Below are 26,000 nucleotides of genomic sequence, written 5' to 3'. Positions count from 1 at the left end.
GCAGCGGTTACTGCTGTGGAGCTGAAATTGTCTGGGTCGTACAGGAGGTTTCAGTCGTGTTCTTGACGATCTCGTAGCTGGCGGGTGGCTGGAAGATAGCCGCGTCTGGGTCTCCCTGTTCGTAGCTGACAAGTTCTTTGCTTCTTGTGCCGGTTCGTGGGTCGTCCGACGTCTCGCGGACGATCATGCCCGAAAGGGCCGGGGCGGTTGCTGTCCACACCTCGGACGTAGTCACCAGCGGATATTGATTGCCGATCTCGCCGGCGGGATAGGTGGTGGTGATGCGCCGGCCGCGGGCCTCGATTCCCTGGATCGTGTCCGTCCCAAGAGCCTCGAATACCGGCTTCGGACGCTCTGAGCGTACGCCCTTGGTGTTCGGATCGGCATCGGTGGAGCTTGCAGTGCAGATGCGTGATGCTCCGGGCTCGGGCATCGATCCCACCGTCACCTGGTGGCCGGGAGAAGACCAGACGGTGTGGGTTCGGGCGATCGGGTCAAAGACAAAGATCGTCGTTCGGAGTGAGTCGCCTCCGAAGGGCAAAGCCCCGGTGGTGGCAGTCATTTGGCGGCCCTGCGAGTCTACGGCGCTGATTTCAGTCGACTCATTGCGGATGACGTTGCCGTCCGACAACTTCTGGGTCCGCGTGATCTTGTAGTGCGCTGTGTAGGGAGAACGGGGGATGGTGGGCCGGGTTCGCGCCAACTGGCCCAAAGTGGGGAAGGCCAAAGCCGCTGCCGTGACACACAGGAAGATTCCGGAGATGCGTTTGCGCATACTTCTACCTCAGACAGTCGCTGCCCAGAGCAGTTTGATCTGAGTTATGGAACAAATCAAGTGAATTTAGGTCTGCGATGACCTATTGCGGTCCGGACGGCTAGGCGCGGACGGAGATCCCATCGAAGGTCAGAATGATGTGGCCGCGGACGGGCGATCCGAAGACACTGGCTGGGGTGAAGACACTCAGCATGAGCTGCTCGGCGACCTGCTTCTGGACCTCCGGGTTTTCGGGACCGGAAAGGTACTTGTAGTCGTAGACCTGGCCTCGAGCGTTGATCGATGCGTCGACGACGATGGTGGTGTCGTGATCCGCGACGATGGGGCGCTCGGCTGCGGCAGAGTAGAGGAAGTGCGGAGCCGTGATGGCGCTTAGGGGGACGTCGTGGGCCATCACCGCCTCGGGCGCGGCGACCATGCCGAGTACCATCGCGATGGTGCCGACGAGTGCGATGGTTCCGGCGAATCCGGCGGAGACCTGGATCACAAGCGGGCGGATGGCGTTCTCCCACTGGATAGAGAACCGGTCGGCCCAGGTGCGGCTTTGCTTGGCCTTCTGCTGGGAGATGGCGACGCGAAGCTTGAGGCCGAGGTCCGCAGGTGCCTTGAGTGCCCGGAGACTAGCGAGCGATGCCTGCATCTCACGGAGCTTCGAGAACTCTTCGTCGCACGACGGGCAGGCGCGGAGATGGGTCGCGATGGCGTGCATCTCGTGGCCGTTGACTGCGCCGTCGAGGTACTCCGAGAAGGAAGCACGCATCGTCTCGCAGACCTGTGCGGACTCCGGATTCAGGATCTCCAGCGAAGGGTTCAGGTTCATTGCGCCGACTCCATGTTTCTTTGATTCATCGGCAGCAGGCCCAGACTCGTTATCTGCGAAGATCCGGCTGTGGATTCCTGGGCAACGAGCAGGGTGCGGAGGGCGGAACGACCGCGGGTGAGACGGGATTTGATGGTGCCAAGATTCGTGTCCAGGATCTCGGCGATCTCTTCGTAGGAGAAGCCTTCGATCTCGCGAAGGACGACGACGGTGCGGAAGACCTCGGGAAGCTGGCGGAGCGCGGCTTCCACCTTGATGCGAGTCTCGTTCTGGGAGGCGTGGTCGAAGGGCGAATCGCCTTGATCCGCGAGGGTAGAAGCTAAAGAGAAGGTCTCGCCAGACTCTTCCGTCTCTGCCGGAACGTCGATGGTCACTTCCTGACGCTTGTGGCGCGACCACCAGCGGCGCTGGTTGGAGGCCTCATGCAGGGCGATGCGATAGAGCCAGGTGCGCAGGCTGGCATCGCCGTTGAAGCTGCGAACGCTGCGAAAGACCTTGATGAAGACTTCCTGGGTGATGTCAGGGGCGTCGCTGGGATCGTTGAGGGAGCGGACGACGAGGGAGTAGATGGGCTGGTGATACTGGGCGATGAGCTGCGCAAAGGCCTCTTCGGAGCCGGCCTTGAGGTCGGCGACGAGGGATGCTTCCTCGGTACGAATTCCGATTGCGCTCGCTAGATCTGCCACTCTGGTGCCCGCCTGCATGTCGGGTGTCCTCTAAAGTACGGCTTCCGGGGTACGTCTGTCGAGTCGAGCGAGAGACGGTTGCCGGAGGTGGCTGAAATGGAATAAAACTTGCGATTGAACTGCGCCGCCGGCGACCGAGTGTCTCGCACCACTCTGTTTACTTAGACACCGGTGGGGGCGGGAAATGTTCCCGGGCAGTCTGAGCGTGCCTCGAAAGTGACAGAGGTAGGCGGATTGACGAAACGGGCGGCGTAGCTGAGAATGAAAGAAGTCCTTCTGCAAGAGTGGGCCTGTGGCGCAGCTGGGAGCGCGCTTCCATGGCATGGAAGAGGTCATCGGTTCGATCCCGATCAGGTCCACCAAACAATCCTCTACGAATCAATAGTTTAGCGATAGCGAGCGGCCTCCTGCTGGGAGCGTTTGGTGTCACTTGTTGTCAAATTTCCAAACACTTTTCGAGACACCGCCCCACCCTGGGTTTGGGCTGATTTACAGCCGACCAACTACGTGGGGCGCTGAAACTCTTCGTCGCCGATGGTCTTGATACTCAAGTGATCTAAACCCGGCACTGGTCAGAAGTAACGCCGTTTGTTGTGATGACCGCTATCAGGAGAACCGATGGCAGGAATATCGTCACCCCGCTTGCAGGATCGAACTGCGACACCTCAGATCGTTCCGGGCTGTTGCCGGCCACGGTGGCGTGTCGGACGCGCGATTTGCACCCGCGATTCTGGTACAGCTCCTAACTTTGGCTCCGTCAAAAGGCGCGGGGTGATCCCCTAGTGGCAGGGAAGAGGTCATCGGTCGATCCCAATAAGATCTGCCGATATCCCGTCTTCTATTTTTTATCGGCTATCTCGATGTTGTGACGGCGGAGCGTATTGGCGGTCGATCGGTCGAACTCAGCTTCGGCCTCGCCTCGGTTCGCGGTCGCACGAATCTCCCGGAGCTTCGCACTGATGAGCTCATTCTGTCGTTGAAGCACGAGATAGACCGAGGACGTGCCTGCTTTCAGCTGGCGCTGCTCGCTTTCATACTGCTGCTCAGAAAGCTGGGCCGCACGATGGGAAGCGGTCAACACGAGATCGGCGTTGACCAACTGCTGTAGGCTGTTCCGTACGTCGCTGACGACGGTCATCTCAAGCTGCTGCTGCTGCGCCACGGACTGCCTGGTATTGGTCTCCGCAATATGGGCCTCGGCGCGAGCGGTGCGATTGCCGATTGGCAGCGATATCTGCAGACCTACCTGCACCGTTGGAAACCTGCCGTCCCGCAGTGTCTGCAGGGACTCGCCGTAGCCGCCGACGAAGAAGCCTGGTACCGAGCTGCCTCCACTAAGCCCGGATGTATCGACAGGGGGCAAGCCAGCGAGTGCCGATAGCTCGTCTACCCGCGTGAAGAGCGGGCCAAAGATCGCCCCGAACGGATTGGCAGCTTGTGTGACCGTGCGTCCAGCAAGTCCCTGTACTCCAGCCTGTGCGGTGAGATTGATCTGAGGCCGCACCTGCTCTCTCGCCAGGCGCGCATCGATCTCGCTGATCTTTACGCCAATCTGTCCCGCCTTCAGATCTGGACGCTCCGCGAGAGCCTGCTGGATCGCTTCTTCAAACGTGGGAATGGCGGACGATTCGTCCAGACTCGTCGCGGTCTTGAGCGCCGCATCCCAGAGCGGATCGGAGCGATTGGGCAGCATCAGCGCCTTCAGCGTGTTCTCCGCCTGGGTAAGTTGCAGCTGCGCGTTGAAGACGTTCTGCTGATAGGTCGACACCTGCGTCTGGGTCTGGATGACATCGACGGGTGCTTGAATCCCTTGCTCCACCTGTCGCCGATTGCTGGCGTCCTGTTGCTCTGCGAGACGGACCGCCTCGATCTGAACGTTCAGGTTGTTGAGAGCGTAGTCCAGCTCCCAGTAGGCGTGGATTGCCTGCGTCGTTGTCTCGATCACTCGTTGACGAAACTGTTCCTGCGTCTGCGCGACGCCTCGCCGCGCAACCGACAGGCGCTCACGGTTCTGATCAAAGAAAAGTCCTCCCCAGAGCGGTTGCGTCAGTTGCAAGGTCGTGGAGGTGGGATAAGTAGGGTTGAGGCTATTGAAGGTGTTGTTGCTGTCGATCCGCGCAGAGGCAAAGTCCAGCTTGTAGGTCGTTCCAAGCCACGGGGAGCTGCCGGTGATCTGCGGGTCAGCGTAGATCTCCTTCTGAATGACCGCACCGTTGGTTGCGCCGCCCAGAGAAGACGCCGCGGGAGTGACCTGCCGGTTTGCGTATCCGTTTCCGCCGAAGACGGGATCGAAGTAGCCCTTCGCCGCACGCAGCGTGAACACCGCTTTCTCTCGCGAGAGACGAGACACTTCAACGTCACGATTGTTGGAGAGCACAGCCCGGATCACTTCCGGCAGAGTAAGCTGCACTTCGCTGGTGATCCCGATTCTCGGCGCGATCTCAAGCGTAGTTGCGGGAGGCAGAGCGGGTGACGCGGGATCTTTCAGATTCACCGTTGGCAGTTGAGCGGTAGCGCTGACTGAAGCGAGGAGAGCAGCAAGCAAAGTCTTCTTCACGCTAGAGCCCTCCATTCAAGGTGGTTACGACCGGGGGAACGCGACGCGATCTCTTCGGGATTTGCGAGATCAGCATGCGACCGCGATGGGATGCTCTCTTGAGGAAGGGATGCTCCGAGAGATCTTCGAAGAGGGAGTAGAAGACGGGCACCGCGACGAGCGTCAGCAGCAGGCAAAGCGACTGGCCCCCAACCACCAGCACTCCGATGGATCGATTGGTCGCGGCCCCTGTTCCTCTTGAGATGACCAGGGGAAGCATGCCAGCCACCAGCGCCAAAGTGGTCATAAGGATCGGCCGCAGCCTGTCTTGATTTGCTCGAAGGATCGCTTCATATCGCGGCATGCCCCCCGCTCGCAGACCGTTCGTATGGTCGATCTGCAGGATCGCGTTCTTCTTCACGATGCCGAACAAGAGAAGGAGCCCAAGTCCTGAAAAGATGTTGACCGTCTGCCCGGTGAGCAGCAGCGACAGGATTCCGAAGGGCACTGCCAGAGGCAGCGTGAGCAGGATCGTAATCGGGTGCAGGAAAGATTCGAACTGCGCAGCCAGCACGATGTACATGAAGATAAAGGTCAGCACGATGGCAAGGATGAAGTAGTACGCCGCGCGCCCGAGTTCCTTGGACGCTCCGGCGAGACCAGTCTTATACTCCTGATCCATGTGCATCTCTGCCGCGGCCTTCTGGAGAGAGGCAATGATGGCCGACTGCGAGTAGCCGGGAAGGATGTTGCAGCTCAGCGTGGCCTGCCGCTGCCGAGCGATACGGTTCACCGCTGAAGGGCTGAGCGATGGATGCGAGGAGACCACCTCGTCGAGCCCGATCGGGCCGAGCTGTCTTGAGGAAGGCACGGTGATCTTGTTGAGCTCTTCCACTCTGCTGCGGAACTGTTCGCCCGCGCGGACCCTGACGTCGTACTGATCGTCGCCCGCATTGAAGGTCGAAACTGTCTGACCAGCTACCAGCGTATTCAGCGCCTCTTCGATGTTGTTTACGGAGACGCCGAGGTCTGCTGCCCGGGCACGATCGATATCGAGCCGAATCTCCGGCTTCCCACCCCTGAGCGAAGAGTCGGAGTCGGTAACTCCGGGAATCGTCTTCATCCGCTTCAGCAGCTCATCGGAATATTGCGTCAGCTTGTCGAGGTCCGGACCCTGGATGTAGTACTGCACCTGCGCGTTGGTGCCTCCGTTACTCACGGTAGCGATAAGCTCTACGCTGCTATGGAGGTTGGGGTAATTGGCAAGCAACGCACGGGCTTTCTGCATGATGTCGGTCTGGGTGGTGTGCCGTTCGTTGACGTCGACAAGCTTCACGAAGATCTGCGCGCTGTTGACCGCTCCATCCGTGCCACCACCTGCCGTCATCAGCGTGGTCTTCACCTCATGGAAGTTTCGGATCTGCTGAGCGATGGCCTCCGCTTCCTGCGTGGTCGATGCCAGTGACGTGCCTTCGGGGGTACGCAGATTGATGTTGAACTGCGACTGGTCATCGGCAGGCGTGAAGTCCTTGCCTACCAGCATGAACAACGGCACCATGCTCAGGATGGTGCATCCACAGATCGCGAGCACGATCCTCCGGTGCGCCATCGACCACGTCAGCAAGCGCAGGTGGCGGCTGCTGATGTACTGAAAGAACTTCGACTCCTTCGAGCCATGAGATTCCGTATCTCCCTGCGCGGGCGGCTTGAGAAAGCGCGAGCAGAGCATCGGAGTCAGCGTGAAGGACACCAGCAGCGAGACAGCGATGGCGAAGGCGGCCGTAAAGCCGAAGGAGCTCATGAACCGTCCAACGATCCCGCCCATGAAGCCCACAGGAAGAAAGACCGCAAGCAGCGACAGCGTGGTCGCCATCACTGCCAGTCCGATCTCGCGGGTTCCCTCGATGGCCGCCTGGACCGGAGACATACCCTTCTCTTCGATGAAGCGATAGATGTTTTCGAGCACGATGATCGCGTCGTCGATGACGATGCCGACCATCAGCGTCAGAGCCAGCATCGTGATCTGGTTGAGCGTGAACCCAAGGGCCTTCATCAAGGCAAATGTCGAGATGATGGAGGTAGGAATAGCGATCGCCGCAATCAAGGTCGTTCGCCAGTTGGCCAGGAACAGGAAGATGATCGCGCAAGCGAGAAAGCTGCCTTCGATCAGGTGATGCTTGATCGCATCGATCGCCGCGATGATGAACACGGACTGGTCCTGCACGATCTGGGTTTTTACGTCTTTCGGCAGTGTCGCTGAGATCTCTGCCAGCCGCTCCTTGACCTCGTCAGCTACTTCAACCGAGTTGGCGCCTGACTGCTTCGACACCACCAGCGTCACGGCGGGAGTTCCATCCAGTCTCCCCGAGGTCCGCGGCTCCACGTAGCTATCCTCGGCGGAGCCAATGTCGCTGACCTTCACGACATAGCCCTGCCTTGTGGCGATCGCGATGTCGTTGAACTGCTCCGGGCTTGTGATGCGGCCCATTGTCCGGATCGTAAACTCGCGCGTGCCTTCGTTGAGAGAGCCGCCCGGCAACTCGAGATTCTGCTGCCGTACCGCATTGACCACGTCCGTGATCGTGAGTCCGTAGGCCCGGAGTCTCTCCGGGTCTACATTCACATGGATCTCGCGCCTCGCTCCGCCCACCAATTGAACCTGGCCGACGCCTCGACTGTTTTCCAGCTTCTGCCGGATGAGCTTGTCCGCAATCAGGGTGAGATCACGAAGAGCGCGCGGCGCGGAGACGGCGATCTGGATCACCGGGGCTGCATCGGGGTCGAACTTCTGCACTACCGGTGCCTTGGCGTTTGCCGGCAGATCGTTCTTGATGAGATTGATCTTGTTCTGTACTTCTTCGGCAGCCACGTCGCCGTTCTTATCCAGATCGAACTGGATGATGACCTGGGCCTGCCCCTCGGAGGAGTTCGAGCGAAGTTCGTCGATACCGCTGATCGTGTTCACAGCGTCTTCGATCTTCTTGCTGATCTCGGTCTCGATCTCCTCCGGCGACGCTCCGGGATCGGAGACAGTCACGGCCACCGTAGGGACGTCCACCTTGGGCAGCAGGTCGACGCCAAGCGTGAAGTAAGAGAACGCGCCGACCACGACGAGCGAAAGAATCAACATCGTCGCAAAGACCGGGCGACGGACACACAAACTTGCTAAACCATGCATTGCATCACTCCGTTACTTAACGGGCTGCGGGTTTACAGGCGCGCCGTCGTAGAGATCGTTCTGGTGGTTGAGCGCCACCATCTCTCGATCCGTAACTCCAGAGATCACTCGAATCTGGTCTTTGTCGGTGTCTCCAAGGGTGACGACTCGCAGGCGCGCCTTGCCGCCCTCGACGATAAAGACCTGGTTGGAGTCGGTCGTCCGGTCGCGGACGATCGCGGACTTGGGAACAAAGACGGCGAGCTCCGTGCCAGGCAGAAGCACCCGCGCGCTTGCGAACATTCCCGGCCGCAGCGTGTTCTCAGAGTTGTTGAACCGAGCCTCGACGACGAACGCGCGCGAGTCTGAACTGACCACCGGGTTGATCGCGGAGGTGACGCCCTGGAAGTCTCTCCCTCCGTAGGCGGCGACCCTTGCCGTGACAGGCATGCCCACCTTCAGCCCGGCAGCGCTCTTCTCCGGCGTCTGAAGTTGCAGCTTGAGCGTGCCGATTCGTACCACCGTGGCGACTGAGCTTGAGGTCGCCACGTACTCGCCGACGGAGACCGGCCGCGCACTCACGTAGCCATCGAAGGGAGCGCGAATCGTCGTGTCTTCAAGCGCCTTCTCGGCCTGTCCCAGCTCGGCCCGCATCGCTTCGAGTGAGGCCTGCGAAGAACCCACAGCCTGGTAGCTCTGCCTCGCGGTGTTGATTGCCGCTTCGTACTGTTGCTTCGAGGCCTTGGCCTGGGCTACGGCCGTCTCCGCCTGGGTGCGTTGCTTCTCGTAGATACTCTGCGAGACATCGCCTGTGGCCACGAGGTTCGCATACCGATTGGCATCGGCAGTGGCCAATCTCGCCTGCGCCTCAGACGACTCATAGTTCGCCCGCGCCGCCGATACTTCAGGCACGACCATCGGGTCGAAGTTGCCTTTTTCCAGACCGATTCGCGACTGCGCCTGACGGACGGCAGCCATCGCCTGGTCAAGCTGTGCCTTACTCTGAGCCACCTTCAGCGCGGCATCCCGATGGTCCAGCTCGCAGATTACGTCTCCGGTCTTCACGTAAGCTCCGACGGAAACGGGCGTCTTGATCACGCGTCCCGCCTGGGCCGGAGCGACCTGCGATAACTCATCCGCGACGAAGCTGCCCGTCTCCACAAGGGACACCGGCACGGACCGGCTTTGCGCGTTTGCCACGAGCACCTGAACCGTGGCTGCCTTCGGCGCTTCGTTTGCGGAAGGTTTACGGGAACAGCCAACTACCAGGACCGCAAGTGACCCCGTTAAAGCGAGCCCTCGCAGACGAGGGAAATATGTAGATTTTGCTGAAATGCTGGAACGACTGGTTCGCATGAATCCGGCTTCTCGTTTCTGCTCGGCAAGTTAGGTCGCTCCTGAAGACTAACGGCACAATGTGCCATTGTCAACGCAAAATGCCCCAAATGATGTAATGTGCCATGAAGTGCTGTTTGCGCTAAACTGAAGATCATGGATGCCAGCGAACAGGAACGCCGGGAGAGTCTGCAGGCAAAGAAGCACGATGTGGTGCGCCGGGAGATCTGGAACGCGGCCATCGATCTCTTCCATGAGCAAGGCTTCGACGAAGTCACTGTCGAACAGATTGCGAGCCGGGCAGGCGTCTCTTATCGCACGTTCTTCCGCTACTTCTCTTCCAAAGACGATGTCATGGCATCGACGACGAAGAGCTACGGAGAAGCCCTGATCAAAGCGATTGCCGCGGAGGGCCGCGAGATCAGCCAGCTCGACGCAGCCAGGGCCGCCATCAAGAAGGTCCTCCTCCCGGACCTGCGTGGCACCGAACGCGTGTTGCAAATCGCTGAGCGCAGCCGGGCCGCGCGAATGGCCCAGTTTCTCGAAGTGCCAATCCTTGAACGGGAGATTGCCACGGCCTTTGCCCGCAGAGAGGGCGACGAGGGTCATGCAGGCATCGAGCACCATGTGCTCGCCAGCCTCGCTCTTTCAGCGACGGGCATCTGCGCTGAATATTGGGTCCTTCAACAGCCCCGGCCCATCGCTGAGATCGTCGACGAGGTGTTTGGGGCAATCGTCGCCGTTTGCTGCGATCGTGCGAGTCAGCCCCAACCCAGGAAGACAAAGCAAAAATAGCCGATTCCCTCGTAAGTGTTATGGGCCCGATCAGATGAGTCAAAGCCTCTCAGAAGGCATTTTCTGCGTGTGCGCTAGACTTGAGATTCGCACCCATTTCATTTGAGAGACTCCGTGACGTTTCCATGTTAATCCGGTCCACGTTCGACATCCAGTTTCATTTGCCGAACCCGGCTGTAATGGTTGCTCTCCTGCGCCTGCACCCGTCTGTCCACGGGCGGCTGCAAGCCGACGAGGAGCTGCTCATCGAGCATCTGGGGACGAGCCAGTTTGCAGGGGTTGACCCGATCGTCCCCATCCCAGCGACCGACTATACGGACTCATTCGGCAATATCTGCTCCCGTTTCGTCGCTCCCGCCGGACACCTGCGCCTCTCCGGAACAAACGTGATCGAAGCAGATGGGCAACCAGATACGCTCTATCCCGACGCGCAACAGGCCGCTATCGAGGACCTGCCGACCGAGGTGCTCCAGTTTCTGCTTCCCAGCCGGTACTGTGAGGTCGACCGGTTTGGCGGCATCGCGAATGATCTCTTTGGCACTCTTCCGCCAGGGTGGGCGCGCGCGACCGCGATCCGCGACTGGGTCCACGAAAAAGTTACGTTCAACTACAACGCCGCTCGGCCAACGAAGACGGCGATGGACGTCTATACGGAGCGCATCGGTGTCTGCCGCGACTTTCAGCATCTCGCGATCGCGCTGACCCGATGCCAAAACATCCCGGCCCGCTATGTGACCGGCTATATTGGGGACATTCGACGCACTCCCAGCGGCCCGGGCGACTTCAGCGCCTGGTACCAGGTCTTTCTCGACGGCCAATGGATCGACCTGGACGCCCGCCACAACTACCCCAGGCTCGGGCGAATCCTGATGGCGACCGGAAGGGACGCCGCAGATGTGGCCCTGACGACCAGTTTTGGCGCGGCGCATCTAACTTACTTCTTCGTCGACTCCTATGAACTGGATGCGGAGGGGAACAGAGTCCCACAGCCAGGATCGGGAATGGCTGTTGCAGCTCCGATGAATCCTTCGGAACTCAGCCTGCCGACGCAGACCAATGCGAGCCAGGCCAGTCCGACGCAGACGCAGGCTGCGACGACCTAGGCCAAAGTACGAAGCTGCAGACGTGAATCTGAAGAAGACACCCTGGAAAACACGAGGCTTAATGGGAACAAAGATCGCAGTGCACCACGAATCGCGATACCGCTACGAACGGCCAGTCTCGCTGGGGCCGCAGACGATTCTCCTGCGGCCTGCGCCGCACTGCCGCACACCCATTTTGAATTACTCGCTGGAGATCACCCCATCCGACGCCCTCGTGTCGTGGCAGTTCGATCCGCTGGCAAACCACATCGCCAGGGCCATCTTCCCCAGCAAGACAGCGGAGTTTTCGGCGAACGTGGATCTGGTCACGGATATGGCACCGGTCAATCCGTTCGACTTCCTCCTCGAACCCGGAGCAGAGAACGTCCCGTTCAAGTACAAAGCTGAGGTCGAGCGCGACCTCAAATCATTTCTGGCCCCGGAGCTTGCAGGGCCTCTGGTCAGCCGGTTTCTTCGAGAATTGAACAAGAGCGGGTCGACCGTCACGTTCCTGCTCAATCTGAATGCCAAAGTGCGCGACACCGTCTCTTACACGACGCGGCTGGAGCATGGCGTGCAAAGCTGCGAGGAGACCCTGCAGTTGGGCACAGGCTCCTGTCGCGATTCAAGCTGGCTGCTGGTGCAGCTATGCCGTCAGATGGGAATCGCAGCTCGCTTTGTCTCGGGATATCTCATTCAACTCGCGAACGACACCGCCGGAGAGGATGCCCGCAAGACCGACTCGGTCGATCTCCACGCCTGGGTAGAGGTCTATCTTCCCGGCGCGGGCTGGATTGGCATGGACCCAACCTCTGGCCTCTTGGCGGCCGAAGGCCACATCCCGCTTGCCTGCGGAACGACGCCAAGCGACGTTGCTCCGATCATGGGCACCGTGGAGCCGGCAGGAGTCGAGTTCACTCACGTGTTGACGATACGCAGACTGGACGCCGTGCCAAGCCTCGCTGCGCCCTTCAGCGAAGAGGACTGGCAGCAGGTACGTGAGCTCGCCTACCAGGTCGATCGCGATCTCAAAGCGCACGATGTGCGCCTGACGATGGGCGGCGAGCCCACCTTCGTCGGCGTCGACGAGCCGGAGAACGCCGAGTGGAACGTAGCCGCGCTTGGCCCCAACAAGCGCCGCGCGGGACTGGGACTGATCCGTTCGCTGCGCCAGCGCACCGCCACCGGAGGCCTGCTTCATCTTGGCCAGGGCAAATGGTATCCCGGCGAGCCGCTGCCACGATGGGCGTTTCACTGCATCTCGCGCAAGGACGGCGTTCCTGTCTGGGAGAACGCCGATCTCTTCGCTCTCGAGAGCAAGAACGATGGCTATAGCAACGCCGACGCGCTCGCGTTCCTGGAAGCTCTCAGCCGCCGCCTCGGAGCGCAGCCGGAGAACATCCTGCCTGCCATGGAACCGTTCAGCGAGGATGAAGTTCCCGCCGGATACATCCTGCCGCTGCGACGGCGTCAGCCAGAGGGACGATTGAGCTGGTCCAGCCAGCTATGGTTCGACCGGCCCGAGAGGTTTACCTTGTCGCCGGGCGACTCGCCGATTGGGTATCGAATTCCGGTTGAGAGCATGCCCTGGGTAGCGCCGGACTCCGTGACCTATGAGCTGGATGCGGACGGCCAGGTAGCTCTGCCGAAGACGGTGACCCGTCGGCCGGAGATGTTCGGCCTGAACCCCGCACCCGATCCTCTGCCAGCGATCGCAGCCGACGCAGCCTCCGCGCCGGAACTCATTCGACCATCCCTCTGTGTTCAGGCGCGCGAGGGTAGGCTGCATGTCTTCGTGCCCTACGTCGCGATTCTGGGGGACTATCTCGACCTGATCGCAGCCATCGAAGAGACGAGCGCCTATCTAAACAAGCCGGTATGGGTGGAAGGCTACTCGGCCCCGTTCGACTTGCGAACGCGCGTCTTCAGCCTGACTCCGGACCCCGGAGTGCTCGAAGTCAATCTACCCGCGACCTCCGAATGGGATGAGTTGGAGATGCTCAACAAGGTGCTCGCCGATGAGGCCCACGAACATCGCCTCATCGCAGGCAAGTTCGGCTACGACGGAACGCATCTGGCAACAGGCGGCGGCAGCCACATCACTCTGGGCGGACCAACGCTTGCCGACAGCCCGATCCTGCGGCGTCCGGACGTTCTGCGCAGCATGGTCTCCTTCTGGCAGAACCATCCGTCGCTCTCCTATCTCTTCGCCGGCATGTACGTAGGGCCGACCAGCCAGTACCCCCGCGTCGATGAAGCCCGCACCGACGCGCTCTACGAGCTGGAGCTGGCATTCAGCCATCTCCCGCCCGACGGCTGCCCGCCGGAGATCGTCGACGGCCTCTTCCGCAATCTGCTGGTCGATGTCACCGGCAACGCCCATCGAGCAGAGTTCTGCATCGACAAGCTCTTTCCGCCCGTCGGCCAGGGCCTCCGAGTTGGCTTGCTGGAGCTTCGCGCCTTCGAGATGCCTCCGCACTATCGCATGGGGCTGCTTCAGACCCTGCTCGTCCGCGCTCTCTTCGCCGTCTTTTGGAAGCAGCCGTTCACCGGCAGCCTGCTGCGCTGGGGGACCGCTCTGCATGACCGCTTCATGCTGCCTCACTTTGTCGAGCGCGACATCCTCGATGTTCTCGCCAGCCTTCGCGACGCTGGATATCTCTTCCCGGAGAGATGGTTTGCCGCGCAGCTCGAGTTCCGCTTCCCCAAGATCGGAATGATCGAAGCCGACGGAGTTCGCCTCGAACTGCGGCAGGCGCTTGAACCCTGGAACGTTCTCGCCGAAGAGACCACCTCCGGCGGCACCGGCCGCAGCGTCGATTCGTCGCTCGAACGCTTACAGGTCAAAGTGAACGGCTTCGGCGCGTCTTCGCGTTACGCGGTCTCGTGCAATGGCCGAAGAGTGCCGCTGCACCCCTCAGGCCAGCCCGACGAGTTGCTCGCCGGCATCCGGTATCGTGCGCGCATGTTGTCCGCCACGCTCCACCCCACCATCCCGGTGCACACGCCGTTGACCTTCGACCTGATCGACACCTGGAAGGATCGTTCCGTCGGTCGCTGCATCTACTACGCGAACCAGCCCGACGGCACGCTCTACTTCAACCGTCCCGCGAACGCATCCGAGGCCAAGGAGCGCCGTCTGCGGCGTTTCGTGGTCGCCACACCGCCTGAGGGACACATGGCAGCTCCTCCGCAGGAGAACAATCAGGTCTTCCCCATGACGCTTGACCTGCGCTGGCAGCCATTCCCCGCTGACGACGGCGGCAAGAAGGACAAGGCATGATCGGAGATCTCTATCAGTCTCCCCTGCGCTACGCAGAGGCCTACGAGGAGTCCTCTGCGGACGGCATTACGCCGCGCCCGCACTGGGCAAGACTGATGGAGTCTTTGCAGTCGATCGGCCCCGCGGAACTGACCTATCGCTGGGCCCAGGCCGAGCAGCGCATCCGCGAGAACGGGATCACCTACAACATGTACGGTGATCCGCTCGGAGCGCATCGGCCATGGAAGATCGACCTCGTTCCGCTCCTGATCCCACACGAGGAGTGGAGCTACATCGAGGCCGGAATCATCCAGCGCGCGGAGCTTCTCAACCTCCTGCTCGATGACGTCTATGGCTCGCAGAGCCTGTTGAAGCAAGGCTTGCTTCCGGCGGCGCTGCTCTACGCCAATCCTGCATTTCTCCGACCCCTGGTTGGCGTTGAGGTCCCGAGTCAGAGCCGCCTGCATATGCTGGCGGTCGATCTCGCTCGATCGCCCGACGGCAAGTGGTGGGTGCTGGCAAACCGCACCCAGGCACCGTCCGGCAGCGGATACGCGTTGGAAAACCGTCTCATCGTCTCCGAGCTTCTTCCAGAGCTCTTCCGCACCTCGAACGTACAAAGGCTCGCGCCTTTCTTCCGGGCACAGCGCGAGGCGCTGGTTCAGCTCTCGGACAAAACGAATCCACGGATCGTTCTGCTTACGCCGGGTCCTCATAACGAGACCTACTTCGAGCACTCGTATCTCGCGAAGTATCTCGGGTTCACGCTGGTCGAAGGCGCGGACCTGACCGTTCGCGACCGCTGTGTCTTCATCAAGACCGTGGGCGGCCTGGAGCCGGTCGACGTGATCCTGCGCCGCGTGGATGATGACTTCTGTGATCCGCTGGAGCTGCGTGGCGATTCGTTGCTGGGAGTCGCGGGCCTGGTGGAAGCGGTGGTCGCGGGCAATGTAAAAGTGGCCAACGCCCTCGGCAGCGGGGTGATCGAATCCCCCGCGATCATGCCGTTTCTGCCCGGACTCGCAAGGCATCTGCTGGGAGAGAAGCTGAAGCTTCCCTCCGTCGCAACCTGGTGGTGCGGGCAGGAGAGCGCCCTGAACTGGGTCTGTGACAATCTGCAATCCGTCGTGGTGAAGGCAGCGTTCTCATCGAGCACCATGGAACCGGTCTTCGGCTCCACTCTCGAAGGCGCGGAACGGGAAGAGTTCCTGCGCACGCTGCGCAGCCGGCCCAACGAGTACGTCGCCCAGGAGCAGGTGCAGCTCTCGACCGCGCCGGTATGGGAGGATCAGTCCCTGCACTCCCGCGCCGTCGTGCTGCGCACGTACGTCATCAACACCAGCAACGGCTGGGTTGCCTTCCCGGGCGGCCTGGTGCGGGTCGCTGAAGCCCAGGGCTCCGTCGTCTCCATGCAAAGGGGAGGCCACAGCAAGGACGCATGGGTACTCTCCGACGGGCCCGTGGACACCTTCAGCCTGCTGCGTCCGCGCAACGAGCCTGTCGAGTTACGACGTGCGCCGCTGGTCGTTCCCAGCAGCGTTGCTGACAACACCTTCTGGCTCGGACGTTATGTCGAACGAGCGGAGAACCAGGCGCGAATTCTTCGCTCTATCATTCCGCGTCTCCCTCTCGCGGAGGACGCAGAACTCGGCGGCTTGATATGCCTCGTCAGTTGCCTGGGTTCTCGTTCCGCGAAGCGATCGAAGGGGCGGCGTGGTCATCCCAGCTTTCAAACGCTGCGGAAAGAGGTGCTTGCGCTGTTGACCGACCGCAAGCGCACCGACGGCCTGCCTGCGACACTGGACGAGGTGTCGCGGATTGGCGAAAGCGTGCGTGAGCGCCTCTCCGCAGACATGACGCTGTTGCTGGGACAGATGCGTGGCTCCATTCGACCGCAGAAAGGTACGTTCCTCACCAGCTACGCGGCCATGCTGACCAAGTGCCTTGAGTTGCTCTCGGCATTCTCTGGGATGGAGCGCGAGAACGTCATTCGAGGCTCGGGATGGCTCTTCCTGAGCATCGGTCGCAGGCTGGAGCGTGCGATCTACCAGACCCGCGAGCTGCGACAGATCACCAAACCCCTCGCCGCGGAAGACTGGGGCTATCTCGACCGCCTGCTCGAGGTCGCCGACAGCACGGTGACCTATCGCAATCGCTACTACGCAGTCCTACAGCCGCTCGCTGTGCTCGATGTCCTCATGGCGGACGATACAAACCCGCGATCCCTCTACTTCCAGCTCGATCATCTGGCCGATCTCTACGCGAAGCTGCCTCGCCATCTACCGGAAGAGTTGCAGGCCATCCGCGATGCGGTGGACTCCCTGAAGCGCATTGACCTGCGTGCCTTATCGAACACGACGAGCCAGCCCGGCTCTTCTCCTTCGAATGCTTATGAAGAGATCGACCATCTTCTGGAGCGGCTCGAAAACCTGCTGCCCTCGTGGTCGAACAATCTTTCCAGCCACTACTTCAGCCATGCGCGCACGTTGCCCATCACGATTGGAAACGACTGAGATGCTCTACAACGTCAGCCACCGGACGACCTATCGCTACTCGTATCCTGTCTCTGTCGGCGAGCATGTGGCGTGCCTCAAGCCTCGGTCTTTCTCGCAAAATGTGGTGTTGCAGAACACGCTGCGCATTCACCCTGCGCCCACGGCCTATACAGAACGCACCGATTACTTTGGCAACGTGCTTTCGTTCTTTACCGTTGAAGAGCCGCATAAGGAACTCATCGTAGAGGCGACGAGCCAGGTCCAAGTCGATCGCGAGACAAGGCTGTCGAGCGGACCCTCGCTTGCATGGGAAGACTCCGCGACGCCCCTGGCAGAAGACCACACCGTGGAAGGTCTGGCCGCTCATCAGTTTCAATTCGCTTCGCCACGGATAAGGCTGAATCAACACTTCAGGCGATATGCGCTTGAGTCCTTCACGCCAGGAAGACCGATGGCCGAAGCGCTCATGGAGCTCACCTCACGCATCCACAAAGACTTCCGCTTCGATTCGAAGGCGACGAACGTCCGCACTTCGACAGAAGAGGTCTTCGAAAAGCGCCACGGCGTCTGTCAGGACTTCGCCCATGTGGAGATCGCCTGCCTGCGTTCGATTAACGTGGCGGCCCGCTATGTGAGCGGCTATCTGCGTACCTACCCGCCTCCCGGTAAACCCCGGCTGGTAGGCGCGGACGCCTCGCATGCGTGGATCTCCGCATACAGCCGAGGCCAGGGCTGGCTCGACATGGACCCGACCAACAATGTCGCGCCCACGGATGGCCATGTGACGCTTGCGTGGGGGCGAGACTATGGCGACGTCAGTCCTTTGCGAGGGCTCATCCTCGGTGGAGGCGACAACACCCTGAAGGTCGAAGTGGATATGGTGCCGCTGGGCACTTAGCCGCTAGCGATTCCCTTGTACCGTCGACGCGCCGATCTCATTCTTCGTGATGACCAAAGGCGGCAAGGAGACGTAAGCATTCATCTGCGGGTAAAGGTCGTTCATCATATTGTCGATTCCCGTGTTCGGAAGGCTTCGGTTCAATATGGGGTAGAAGGCTTCCATGGGCCGGATCGGCAGGCAGTGCCGGAGCAGCTTCGCCGCTCCAGTAGGGGAGATCGATTGGCAGACGGTCCCCAGCGAACGCTGCAGCCGATACGCAACCGGCGTCACGGGAAGCTGCATGTAGGCAGCGACGTTCTCTCTTAGCTTCACCTGGTCGAAGACCGCGACCGAGTTAGAGATCCCTGGCATCAGGTCAAACGCTAGGATCGAGTCGAAGTTCCATCCCCACTGAATGATGTCCCAATCAGGCGGCAGCGATGCGATGACCTTCTCGGCCAGCGGCTCAAACTGAAGATGAAAGATCGCATCATCTTCCGCGATCGTAACGAAGCGATCGTTGTTCGCGGCGAGATTCCATTGGGCGAGATGTGACAGCGCGCAGCCAAGGGCGCCGTTCGTGTAGAGAGGCATCTCGTCGGCCAGAATACCCCCTTCGCGCAGCTTTCCGCGGTCGAGAGTGCTGCCATCCACAGCAGGGACGCGGTAGACATCGGAGAGATGCTTGTTGATCTCAAGGAACGAAGCGAGGCGCTCTGTGCTTCTTTCCAGATTGATAAGCGATATGCGCATGGTCGTCAGATCGTCAGCAAGCCATCTTTAGCCGATTGAATAAACTCCGCGATCACGCTGACCATGAAATCCAGCATAGGCTTACTCAGCCCAGGATAGACGCCGATCCAGAAGACCTGGTTCATCACAAAGTCTGTGTTCTTCAAGTCTCCAACTACTCGGTGCTTATAGCCTTCATAGGCCGGCTGTCGCAGCAGGTTCCCCGCAAAGAGCAGACGCGTTCCGATGCCCTTCGCTGTAAGTGCCCGAGTCAGTTGGTCGCGAGTAAAAGGGGCATCGGGCTTGACCGCGATGGGAAATCCGAACCAGCTAGGGTCCGAGTGTTCAGCAGCTACTGGCAGCAGAAGATATTCCTCTAAAGGAGTCAGCTTTTCCGCCAAATATTTGAAGTTTTCTTTGCGCCGTTCAATAAAATGCGGAAGTTTGTCAATCTGAGAGACTCCAAGTGCGGCCTGCATATCAGTCGCCTTCAGGTTATAGCCCACGTGGCTATACGTGTACTTGTGGTCGTAGCCACAAGGCAGCGTGCCGAGTTGCCAGTCAAACCGCTTGCCGCAGGTATTATCCTTGCCGGGCTCGCACCAGCAGTCGCGGCCCCAGTCGCGGAAGCTCTCAATCAATACCTGAAGCGCGGGCTTGTTTGTAAGCACCGCGCCGCCTTCACCCATGGTGATGTGGTGTGCGGGATAAAAACTTACCGTGGCGATATCTCCGAAGGTGCCTACATGCTGCCCCTTATAAGCCGACCCCAGAGCGTCGCAGCAGTCTTCGACAAGCCATAGATTGTGTTTCTTGCAAAAAGCGGTAATTGCATCCAGATCAAAAACGTTGCCCAGAGTATGAGCGATCATGACGGCTTTTACTTTGGGGCTGTACGCCTCTTCCAGCTTGCTGCAATCGATGTCGTAGGTCTGCAAGTTGACATCGAGAAACACCGGAACCAGGCCGTTCTGAAAGATGGGATTTACGGTGGTCGGGAATCCCGCGGCCACGGTGATGACTTCGTCCCCTCGCTTCAACGCGCGGTCGCCGAGCTTCGGAGACGTCAACGCGCTAAGAGCTACAAGATTGGCGCTCGAGCCGGAGTTGACCAGGCTCGCGGAGCGTACTCCCACAAACTTCGCCAGCTTGCGCTCGAACTCCTTCGCGAATCGGCCTGTAGTAAACCATCCGTCCAGCGCGGAGTCGACCACCGAGGCGATGTCTTCCGCGTCGATGACCTTGCCCGATACTGGCACTGCGGACCGGCCCGGCTCGAAGGCGGTCTCAGGGAACGCCTCCGCATGGTACAGAGCCGTCAGCTCGAGGATCTGCTTGCGGAGTTCGCTGGCTTTTTCCGTCATGGGTGCCTTCAGAATACATCTTCAATCGCCGCTCACAGCGATGAGTTCACACAAGGTCATCCCCCGTTTGGGTCATGCCCGCACCTTCGCAAGCAACATGAAAGCAAGGCTTCCACGACTATGATGGGCTTGACGGAGGAAGTCGCGCATGAAGGCAGTAATCCTTGCGGGAGGCATGGGAACTCGCATCGCCGAGGAGACCAGCGTTCGCCCCAAGCCGATGGTCGAAGTCGGCGGCCGTCCCATCCTGTGGCACATCTTGAAACTCTACTCGCACTACGGCATCAACGACTTCATTATTTGCTGCGGCTTCAAGGGCTACGTCATCAAGGAGTACTTCGCAAACTACTTCCTTCATACCTCCGACGTTACCTTCGATATGACGAACAACAAGATGACAGTCCATGGCTCGGCCGCGGAACCCTGGCGCGTGACGCTCGTTGATACCGGGGACACCAGCGGAACAGGAGGAAGATTGCGCCGCGTGGCTCAATACCTCGAGGGCGAAGAGAGCTTCTGCATGACCTATGGCGATGGCGTCTCCGACGTCAACATAGGGGCCTCGATCGCCTTCCACAAAGAGCATTCAAAGCTCGTCACGATCACGAGCGTTCAGCCTTCGTCGCGCTACGGCGTTCTTGGTCTCGATGGAACGACTGTCACATCGTTCCAGGAGAAACCGCCCGACGAAGCCGGATGGATCAACGGCGGCTTTTTTGTCCTGTCGCCAGAGGCGATTGAAGCCGTCACCGACGACAGCCAGATGTTTGAACGCGAACCCCTGGAGACGCTTGTCTCGCAAGGTGAGGTGTGTACCTTCCATCATCGCGGCTTCTGGCAGGCAATGGACACGCTAAGAGACAAGATGCAACTTGAAGAGCTGTGGAGCAAAGGATCGGCGCCATGGAAGAGTTGGTAACAGACGCGTCCTTCTGGAAGGGCAGACGAGTCTTCCTCACTGGGCACACCGGCTTCAAGGGCGGATGGCTGGCGCTTTGGCTTACGCGGCTCGGCGCGGAGGTGCGGGGCTACTCGCTCGATCCTGCGACTCAACCAAGCTTCTTTGACACAGCGCGCGTCGCCTCCATGGTTGAGGACATCCGCGGAGATATTCGCGATGCTAGTGCGCTCGAGCACTCTATGTGCGAGTTCGCGCCTGAGGTCATCTTTCACCTCGCCGCGCAGGCTCTGGTGCGCACTTCGTACGAGTCGCCCATCGAAACCTACAGCACCAATGTCATGGGGACGGCCCATCTCTTCGACGCGATGCGACGCGCGCCTTCCGTTCGGGCAGTGGTCTGCATCACGACGGATAAGTGCTACGAAAATAGAGAGTGGCTCTGGCCCTACCGTGAGACGGATCCACTTGGAGGCTATGACCCTTACTCCAGTTCGAAGGCGTGTGCGGAACTTGTGGCCGCATCGTTTCGCCAGTCGTACTTTCATCCTCAAAAGCTCTCGGAGCATGGCGTAGCCATTGCCACCGCGCGAGCTGGCAATGTGATTGGTGGCGGCGATTGGTCAAGCGACCGCCTCATCCCGGATCTCGTTCGCGGCTTTCTCTCCGGGAAGCCAGTTGCTATACGCAATCCCCACTCCATTCGTCCATGGCAGCACGTGCTTGAGCCTCTGCATGGATACATTCGCCTGGCGGAGAAACTGCTAACGGGTTCCCCAGAGGCGCGGAGCGAGTTTGCCACGGCATACAACTTCGGCCCGATGCAGGATGATGCCCGGACCGTATCCTGGATCGCCGATCGCATGGCATCCCTCTGGGGTAGTGGTGCGAGCTATAGCTTCGAAGAGTACAGCGGCCCGCATGAAGCCCACTACCTCAAGCTTGATATCAGTCGCGCAACGCATCACCTGCGCTGGGTTCCTCAGTTGCGGCTCGATACTGCGCTTGAGTGGCTGGTGGATTGGTACCGCGCCTGGCAGCCGCACGAACAATCCGTTTCAAACATGCAGGACTTCACTCTACGGCAGATCGCTGCTTATGAACACCTGTTGAGGCGCAGCTGATGCAGCCGCCGATCGAATTGCCGCGCCCAAAGCTCGAATTCGTAGCTACGTCGCTCGAAGGCTGCTTTGAGATACGGCCTACCGTCATTGAGGACGAGCGTGGATTCTTCGCCAAGATATTCCATAAGCCTTTATGGGAAGAGCATGGCCTCTGTACGGAATTCCAAGAGGAGTACCTGACATATTCGGTGCGTCGAACGATTCGTGGGCTGCATTTTCAGCTCCCTCCTATGCAGCATGCCAAGGTAGTGTTCTGCGCGAAGGGCGAGGTATTCGATGTAGCGGTCGATCTTCGCAAAGGATCCCCCACCTATGGTGAACACGCCGTGATCCACCTGAGCGGCGCGGCGTCGAACGCAGTCTATCTTGCGCCAGGCTTCGCACATGGTTTCTGCGTGACCTCCGACGAAGCTCTTCTCTACTACAAGCAGTCAAGCGTCTATTCGCCCACGCACGATGCGGGCATACGCTGGGACTCCGCTAACATCCCCTGGCCAATAAGCGATCCCATACTCTCCCAGCGAGATAGGCTGCTTCAGCCGCTTTCCTTCTTCGAAAGCCCGTTCAAACTATGAACCCGCTGGTAGAGTCTCCACGCGCGATCGTCACCGGAGCGTCCGGTTTTATCGGGTCACATCTGCTTGGCCGCCTTAGCCGCGAAGGATGGCAAATCGCGGTCATCGCGCGCACTGCATCTGCCTCGGACCTAGCCTCGAATCCGGCGGGGCCAAAGGTCTACACCTATACCGGACAGACCTCTGAAGTGGTTGAAGCTGTTGCTGAGTTTCGGCCACAGGTCGTCTTTCACCTTGGGTCACTCTTTCTTGCTCAACATGACGCCGCTCAGATCGCGCCGCTGATCTCTTCGAATATCCTCTTCGGCACACAGCTGCTTGAGGCGATGCGCCTCGCAAAGGCAACTGCGCTTGTCAATACCGGGACCGCATGGCAGAACTTTAGTGGCGCAGTTTATAACCCAGTCAACCTCTACGCCGCGACCAAGCAGGCCTTCGAAGACATCCTGATCTACTACGTGCAGACCGCAGGCATCAAGGCGATCACGCTTCGGCTCTTCGATACCTATGGCCCAGCCGACACCCGCCGCAAGCTCCTGGCTCTCCTCATCGATTCCCTGAAGAGCGGCGAGCCGATGGGCATGTCCCTCGGAGATCAGGTCCTAGACCTGACGCATGTGGACGATGTCTGCACTGCATTTCTCAGCGCTGCCAATCTCTTGCTGAACCATGAGGAACCACGGCATGAGGTCTACGCAGTCAGCAGCGAAGAGCGACACACTTTGCGTGAACTTGTCGCGATCTTCGAAGAGATTGCCGGGAAAAGGCTTCAGATCACATTCGGCGCGCGACCGTATCGGGACCGAGAAGTGATGGAGCCGTGGCAGGGAACTCGACTCCCGGGATGGCACGCAAAGATCAGCCTGCGTGAAGGCATGCGCCGCTTGCTGCTGGCGGAGAATCTATTCTCTCCGAGATCCTAGCGCCCGGTAGTTAGCTTGTGGGTTGCACCAGACGGTAGTTGCTCCAGCAATCCATCGTGCCTTGGATTACGGGTAGCAGAAGGCCGATCGCTTGTTCGTGATCTCGCGTGATCTCTTCTGGAAAACCGTTGAGGAGCGATTGCAGCAAGAGCATGCCCTGCCCATCCTGAACTGTTACCTTCGTCTGGTTTCGCAGGATGCCGCCCGTAATCTTGGCCGTCGGAATCACCACTCTCCCCGCGATCTGCTCTTCTTCTTTGACCAGCTTCCACTTGCGGATCAAGTCAACCAGCTCTTGATCCGGATTCGAACCCAATTCCTTCAAAGTCTCGTATAACTTCCCAACGCGGAAGGGCCTTGTATGTTTCACCGGGCAAGCATCGAGGATCCCGATCTTCCAGGGCGACGGAACCCAGCTCGACCATAGAAGGTCGAGACCATAGCCACTAATATTTTCAATGAAGCTTGGAGCGCAGAGTTGGAGATAGGCGCGACTGAAGACCGGAGCCATCACCTCGACAAAGTTGGTATACCGCAACAGGAACGACCGGTTCTCCATCGTGATTCCCCACGCGCCCATGAAGCTGTCGTGCGTAAGCGCGGGCTGAGCGTAGTGAAGCCCAAAGTGATCGGCAAGAAGAAAGATGCGGTTGAAGGTCTCTATATCCGCGGCAAGATCGTCATCCGGAAAGAAGACATACTCGTAGGAGAGAAAGTGATCTTTCTTTCGTTCGTAGAGAGCGTGGATCGCGCGCAGTTTGGGCCCCTGGATCTCCGCGCCGGACGCGCGAATGATCTCGACGCCCTCCTCGTTCTGCCACGGGCACTCGTTGCCGAAGGAGTGGACGATCATGTCCCAGTTCCTCGCCTCCGAACCTTGCAGCCACTGCGGATGAAGCGAATTATCTCCTGCGCGAACCACCACAAGGAAACGCTTCTTCTGCGGGGCAAAGGCAATCTGCGGCGCAGCCACTTGCTGTGCCTGCTCTGTCCCTGCGAACGATGCCGAGAGCGCTGCAACTGTATCCTGCTCATCTTTCGTCAGCGTTGAAGCAAACTGCTGAATGAAGCTGCTTCCTTCCTGCACCCTGCCGCGACTCATGAGGAAGATGCCCAGATTCACAGCGGACGACCGGTGAGACGCTTCGAGGTAGAGCGCTCGGCGATAGCCTTGCTCAGCCAGATCATGCTGTCCCCGAGCGCATTGAATGGTCGCCCAGTCGTTCCATAGCTCCGCAGTCTCCTGCTTCGCAAGGGACTGGCTCAGCAGCTCCAGCGCTTCGTCAATCTTGCCTTCGGCGAGCAACTCCTCGACCGCGGCAATGGGCGAAGGGACAACTTCAGCCGCAGGAAGGACGGAAGCAACGGCTTCGGCCGATTCGGCCAATGGCTTCTCTTCGCCGATCAGCGCGGCGATCTTTGCAGTGGGCGCGAGGCGTCGCGAGTTGGTGATCGATTGCTCCCAGGAGAGCGCAAGTAGCTCAACCGTATCGAGCATGAGGCCCGTAGAGTATCGCCGCTCGTAGACAAGCCGCGATGGCTCGTAAATGACGTCGCTGGTCCAGTCGATCTTTCGTGGAGTCTGCGAGTACAGCAGCGACATCTCGCACAGCGCCTGGTGATCCAGGCGATCTCCGGAGACGATGCGGCGGAAGTTCGTCCGCCACTGATCGCCCAACTTGCTCTCTCCCGCCTGCGGGTTCACGGCGAGGTACGCCATCCAGCCAACGACCGTCTTGGCGACGATCTGCTCTCTCGATCGCACGGGATAGTGAAGCATCCGCAAGCCCCGAATCACGACGCCGGGAATCTCCCTGGCAGTCCGCGACTGGATCATGTGGTTGCCTTGGACCAGCGAGAGATCAGTCGCAGAGGCACCATCAAGCCGGATCACTACCTTGAAATACTGCGGAGCCTCCTGCCTTCTCCGCCAGTGCATGGCCTTCAACGGGTCAGGCTCGGATGCCGGGTCGAAGTCCGGCGTGACCACATACGTACACCAGGGCACGAGGCCGAAGCCGCTGGCGGGAATCTGACTCAACGCTGCAGAGAAGGAGGCGTCATCCGCAACATCCAGAAACTCATCTGCATCGATTGCAATCACGAAGTCCGCGCGAACCGCGGCCTGGTACTGATGCAACATCGCGGTCATGATGTCGGACTGGGTGTACCCGAAGCGCTCATCCTGAACGACCATCAGGGCAGGGAACTCCACCGCCAGCTCAGCCAGAATCTCGCCCGTTCCATCGATCGAGCCGTTGTCGAGCACCACCAGTTTTTCGAGAAAGCGGATATTGTGCCGAACGAACGCTTCGATGATGCTCCGCTCGTTCTTGACCATCGTGATGCCGAGAACCCTGGGAAGGTTTTCATGACCTGTGTTGTTCATCCTGAAGCTTGTCCTCTCGTCTCAAGCAGCATCCATGAAGTGAGTGCGAGACGTTGGACCGTTAGGAGTTCGAGGTATTTTCGTAAAAGGGGAAGGAACGCCAGGTAGTGCAGCACAACAATCAATAACGGTCGATCTCATCCCGGCATAGGCCAGGGCACCGTGCTACTTC

The 26,000-nt window shown here is 59.8% G+C and carries 18 protein-coding genes and 1 tRNA gene; 10 read left to right on the top strand and 9 right to left on the bottom strand.

Annotated features, from left to right (window positions below; all coding sequences use genetic code 11):
• Positions 1 to 7 precede the first annotated feature (7 nt).
• The 3 genes from OHL18_RS01010 to OHL18_RS01000 all read right to left on the bottom strand — a co-directional run bounded on the left by OHL18_RS01010 (position 8) and on the right by OHL18_RS01000 (position 2,299).
• Positions 8 to 775 (bottom strand): hypothetical protein, encoded by a 768-nt coding sequence (locus OHL18_RS01010; RefSeq protein WP_263372972.1) that lies wholly within the window; start codon positions 773 to 775, stop codon positions 8 to 10.
• Between the two features lie 100 nt (positions 776 to 875).
• Positions 876 to 1,595, bottom strand: coding sequence for an anti-sigma factor family protein (locus OHL18_RS01005; protein ID WP_263372971.1), 720 nt, complete (start codon positions 1,593 to 1,595; stop codon positions 876 to 878).
• Positions 1,592 to 2,299 (bottom strand): sigma-70 family RNA polymerase sigma factor, encoded by a 708-nt coding sequence (locus OHL18_RS01000; protein WP_263372970.1) that lies wholly within the window; start codon positions 2,297 to 2,299, stop codon positions 1,592 to 1,594. The genes OHL18_RS01005 and OHL18_RS01000 overlap by 4 nt, the downstream gene beginning before the upstream one ends.
• Positions 2,300 to 2,567: 268 nt before the next feature.
• Between OHL18_RS01000 and OHL18_RS00995 the strand changes: the two genes are divergently transcribed.
• Positions 2,568 to 2,643, top strand: a tRNA-Ala gene (locus OHL18_RS00995).
• A gap of 476 nt (positions 2,644 to 3,119) precedes the next feature.
• Here OHL18_RS00995 and OHL18_RS00990 read toward each other — a convergent pair.
• Genes OHL18_RS00990 through OHL18_RS00980 form a run of 3 tightly spaced genes read right to left on the bottom strand, consistent with a single transcriptional unit; the run spans position 3,120 to position 9,150 of the window.
• The gene (locus OHL18_RS00990) at positions 3,120 to 4,838 is read right to left on the bottom strand and encodes a TolC family protein (protein WP_263372969.1); all 1,719 of its coding nucleotides are present in this window, start codon (positions 4,836 to 4,838) and stop codon (positions 3,120 to 3,122) included.
• Between the two features lies 1 nt (position 4,839).
• On the bottom strand, positions 4,840 to 7,995 hold the full coding sequence (locus OHL18_RS00985; protein ID WP_263372968.1) for an efflux RND transporter permease subunit: 3,156 nt from the start codon (positions 7,993 to 7,995) through the stop codon (positions 4,840 to 4,842).
• A 12-nt stretch (positions 7,996 to 8,007) separates the two neighbouring features.
• Complete coding sequence (locus OHL18_RS00980) at positions 8,008 to 9,150, bottom strand: efflux RND transporter periplasmic adaptor subunit (protein ID WP_263372967.1); 1,143 nt, start codon at positions 9,148 to 9,150, stop codon at positions 8,008 to 8,010.
• A gap of 315 nt (positions 9,151 to 9,465) precedes the next feature.
• Here OHL18_RS00980 and OHL18_RS00975 point away from each other — a divergent pair, with 315 nt between their 5' ends.
• The 5 genes from OHL18_RS00975 to OHL18_RS00955 all read left to right on the top strand — a co-directional run bounded on the left by OHL18_RS00975 (position 9,466) and on the right by OHL18_RS00955 (position 17,841).
• On the top strand, positions 9,466 to 10,104 hold the full coding sequence (locus OHL18_RS00975) for a TetR family transcriptional regulator (protein ID WP_263372966.1): 639 nt from the start codon (positions 9,466 to 9,468) through the stop codon (positions 10,102 to 10,104).
• Positions 10,105 to 10,229: 125 nt separating this feature from the next.
• Positions 10,230 to 11,207 (top strand): transglutaminase-like domain-containing protein, encoded by a 978-nt coding sequence (locus tag OHL18_RS00970; protein WP_263372965.1) that lies wholly within the window; start codon positions 10,230 to 10,232, stop codon positions 11,205 to 11,207.
• Positions 11,208 to 11,268: 61 nt separating this feature from the next.
• Positions 11,269 to 14,469: a transglutaminase family protein gene (locus OHL18_RS00965; protein ID WP_263372964.1), complete on the top strand. Its 3,201-nt coding sequence runs from the start codon at positions 11,269 to 11,271 to the stop codon at positions 14,467 to 14,469.
• On the top strand, positions 14,466 to 16,961 hold the full coding sequence (locus tag OHL18_RS00960; protein WP_263372963.1) for a circularly permuted type 2 ATP-grasp protein: 2,496 nt from the start codon (positions 14,466 to 14,468) through the stop codon (positions 16,959 to 16,961). The genes OHL18_RS00965 and OHL18_RS00960 overlap by 4 nt, the downstream gene beginning before the upstream one ends.
• Before the next feature lies 1 nt (position 16,962).
• Positions 16,963 to 17,841: a transglutaminase family protein gene (locus OHL18_RS00955; protein WP_263372962.1), complete on the top strand. Its 879-nt coding sequence runs from the start codon at positions 16,963 to 16,965 to the stop codon at positions 17,839 to 17,841.
• A gap of 3 nt (positions 17,842 to 17,844) precedes the next feature.
• On the opposite strand, the gene OHL18_RS00950 is transcribed toward OHL18_RS00955, so the two are convergent.
• Entirely contained in the window at positions 17,845 to 18,576 is a 732-nt protein-coding gene (locus OHL18_RS00950; RefSeq protein WP_263372961.1) for a glycosyltransferase family 25 protein, read from the bottom strand.
• A 5-nt stretch (positions 18,577 to 18,581) separates the two neighbouring features.
• A complete protein-coding gene (rfbH, locus tag OHL18_RS00945) occupies positions 18,582 to 19,919 on the bottom strand; it encodes a lipopolysaccharide biosynthesis protein RfbH (RefSeq protein WP_263372960.1) in 1,338 nt (445 codons plus the stop codon).
• A 148-nt stretch (positions 19,920 to 20,067) separates the two neighbouring features.
• On the opposite strand from rfbH, the gene rfbF reads away from it, so the two are divergent.
• The 4 genes from rfbF to OHL18_RS00925 are packed head-to-tail and all read left to right on the top strand — an operon-like array spanning position 20,068 to position 23,439.
• On the top strand, positions 20,068 to 20,838 hold the full coding sequence (gene rfbF, locus OHL18_RS00940) for a glucose-1-phosphate cytidylyltransferase (protein WP_263372959.1): 771 nt from the start codon (positions 20,068 to 20,070) through the stop codon (positions 20,836 to 20,838).
• Complete coding sequence (gene rfbG, locus OHL18_RS00935) at positions 20,823 to 21,941, top strand: CDP-glucose 4,6-dehydratase (protein WP_263372958.1); 1,119 nt, start codon at positions 20,823 to 20,825, stop codon at positions 21,939 to 21,941. The genes rfbF and rfbG overlap by 16 nt, the downstream gene beginning before the upstream one ends.
• A complete protein-coding gene (gene rfbC, locus OHL18_RS00930; protein WP_263372957.1) occupies positions 21,941 to 22,516 on the top strand; it encodes a dTDP-4-dehydrorhamnose 3,5-epimerase in 576 nt (191 codons plus the stop codon). The genes rfbG and rfbC overlap by 1 nt, the downstream gene beginning before the upstream one ends.
• Complete coding sequence (locus OHL18_RS00925) at positions 22,513 to 23,439, top strand: NAD-dependent epimerase/dehydratase family protein (RefSeq protein WP_263372956.1); 927 nt, start codon at positions 22,513 to 22,515, stop codon at positions 23,437 to 23,439. The genes rfbC and OHL18_RS00925 overlap by 4 nt, the downstream gene beginning before the upstream one ends.
• Positions 23,440 to 23,449: 10 nt before the next feature.
• Here OHL18_RS00925 and OHL18_RS00920 read toward each other — a convergent pair whose 3' ends face one another.
• The gene (locus OHL18_RS00920; RefSeq protein WP_263372955.1) at positions 23,450 to 25,828 is read right to left on the bottom strand and encodes a glycosyltransferase family 2 protein; all 2,379 of its coding nucleotides are present in this window, start codon (positions 25,826 to 25,828) and stop codon (positions 23,450 to 23,452) included.
• Positions 25,829 to 26,000: the final 172 nt, after the last annotated feature.

Origin of the sequence: Granulicella aggregans, from assembly GCF_025685565.1 — a bacterium.
In the GTDB taxonomy this organism is placed as follows: domain Bacteria; phylum Acidobacteriota; class Terriglobia; order Terriglobales; family Acidobacteriaceae; genus Edaphobacter; species Edaphobacter aggregans_B.
Note: the sequence above shows the minus strand (reverse complement) of the source record. Positions and strands in the feature narration are given on the sequence as shown.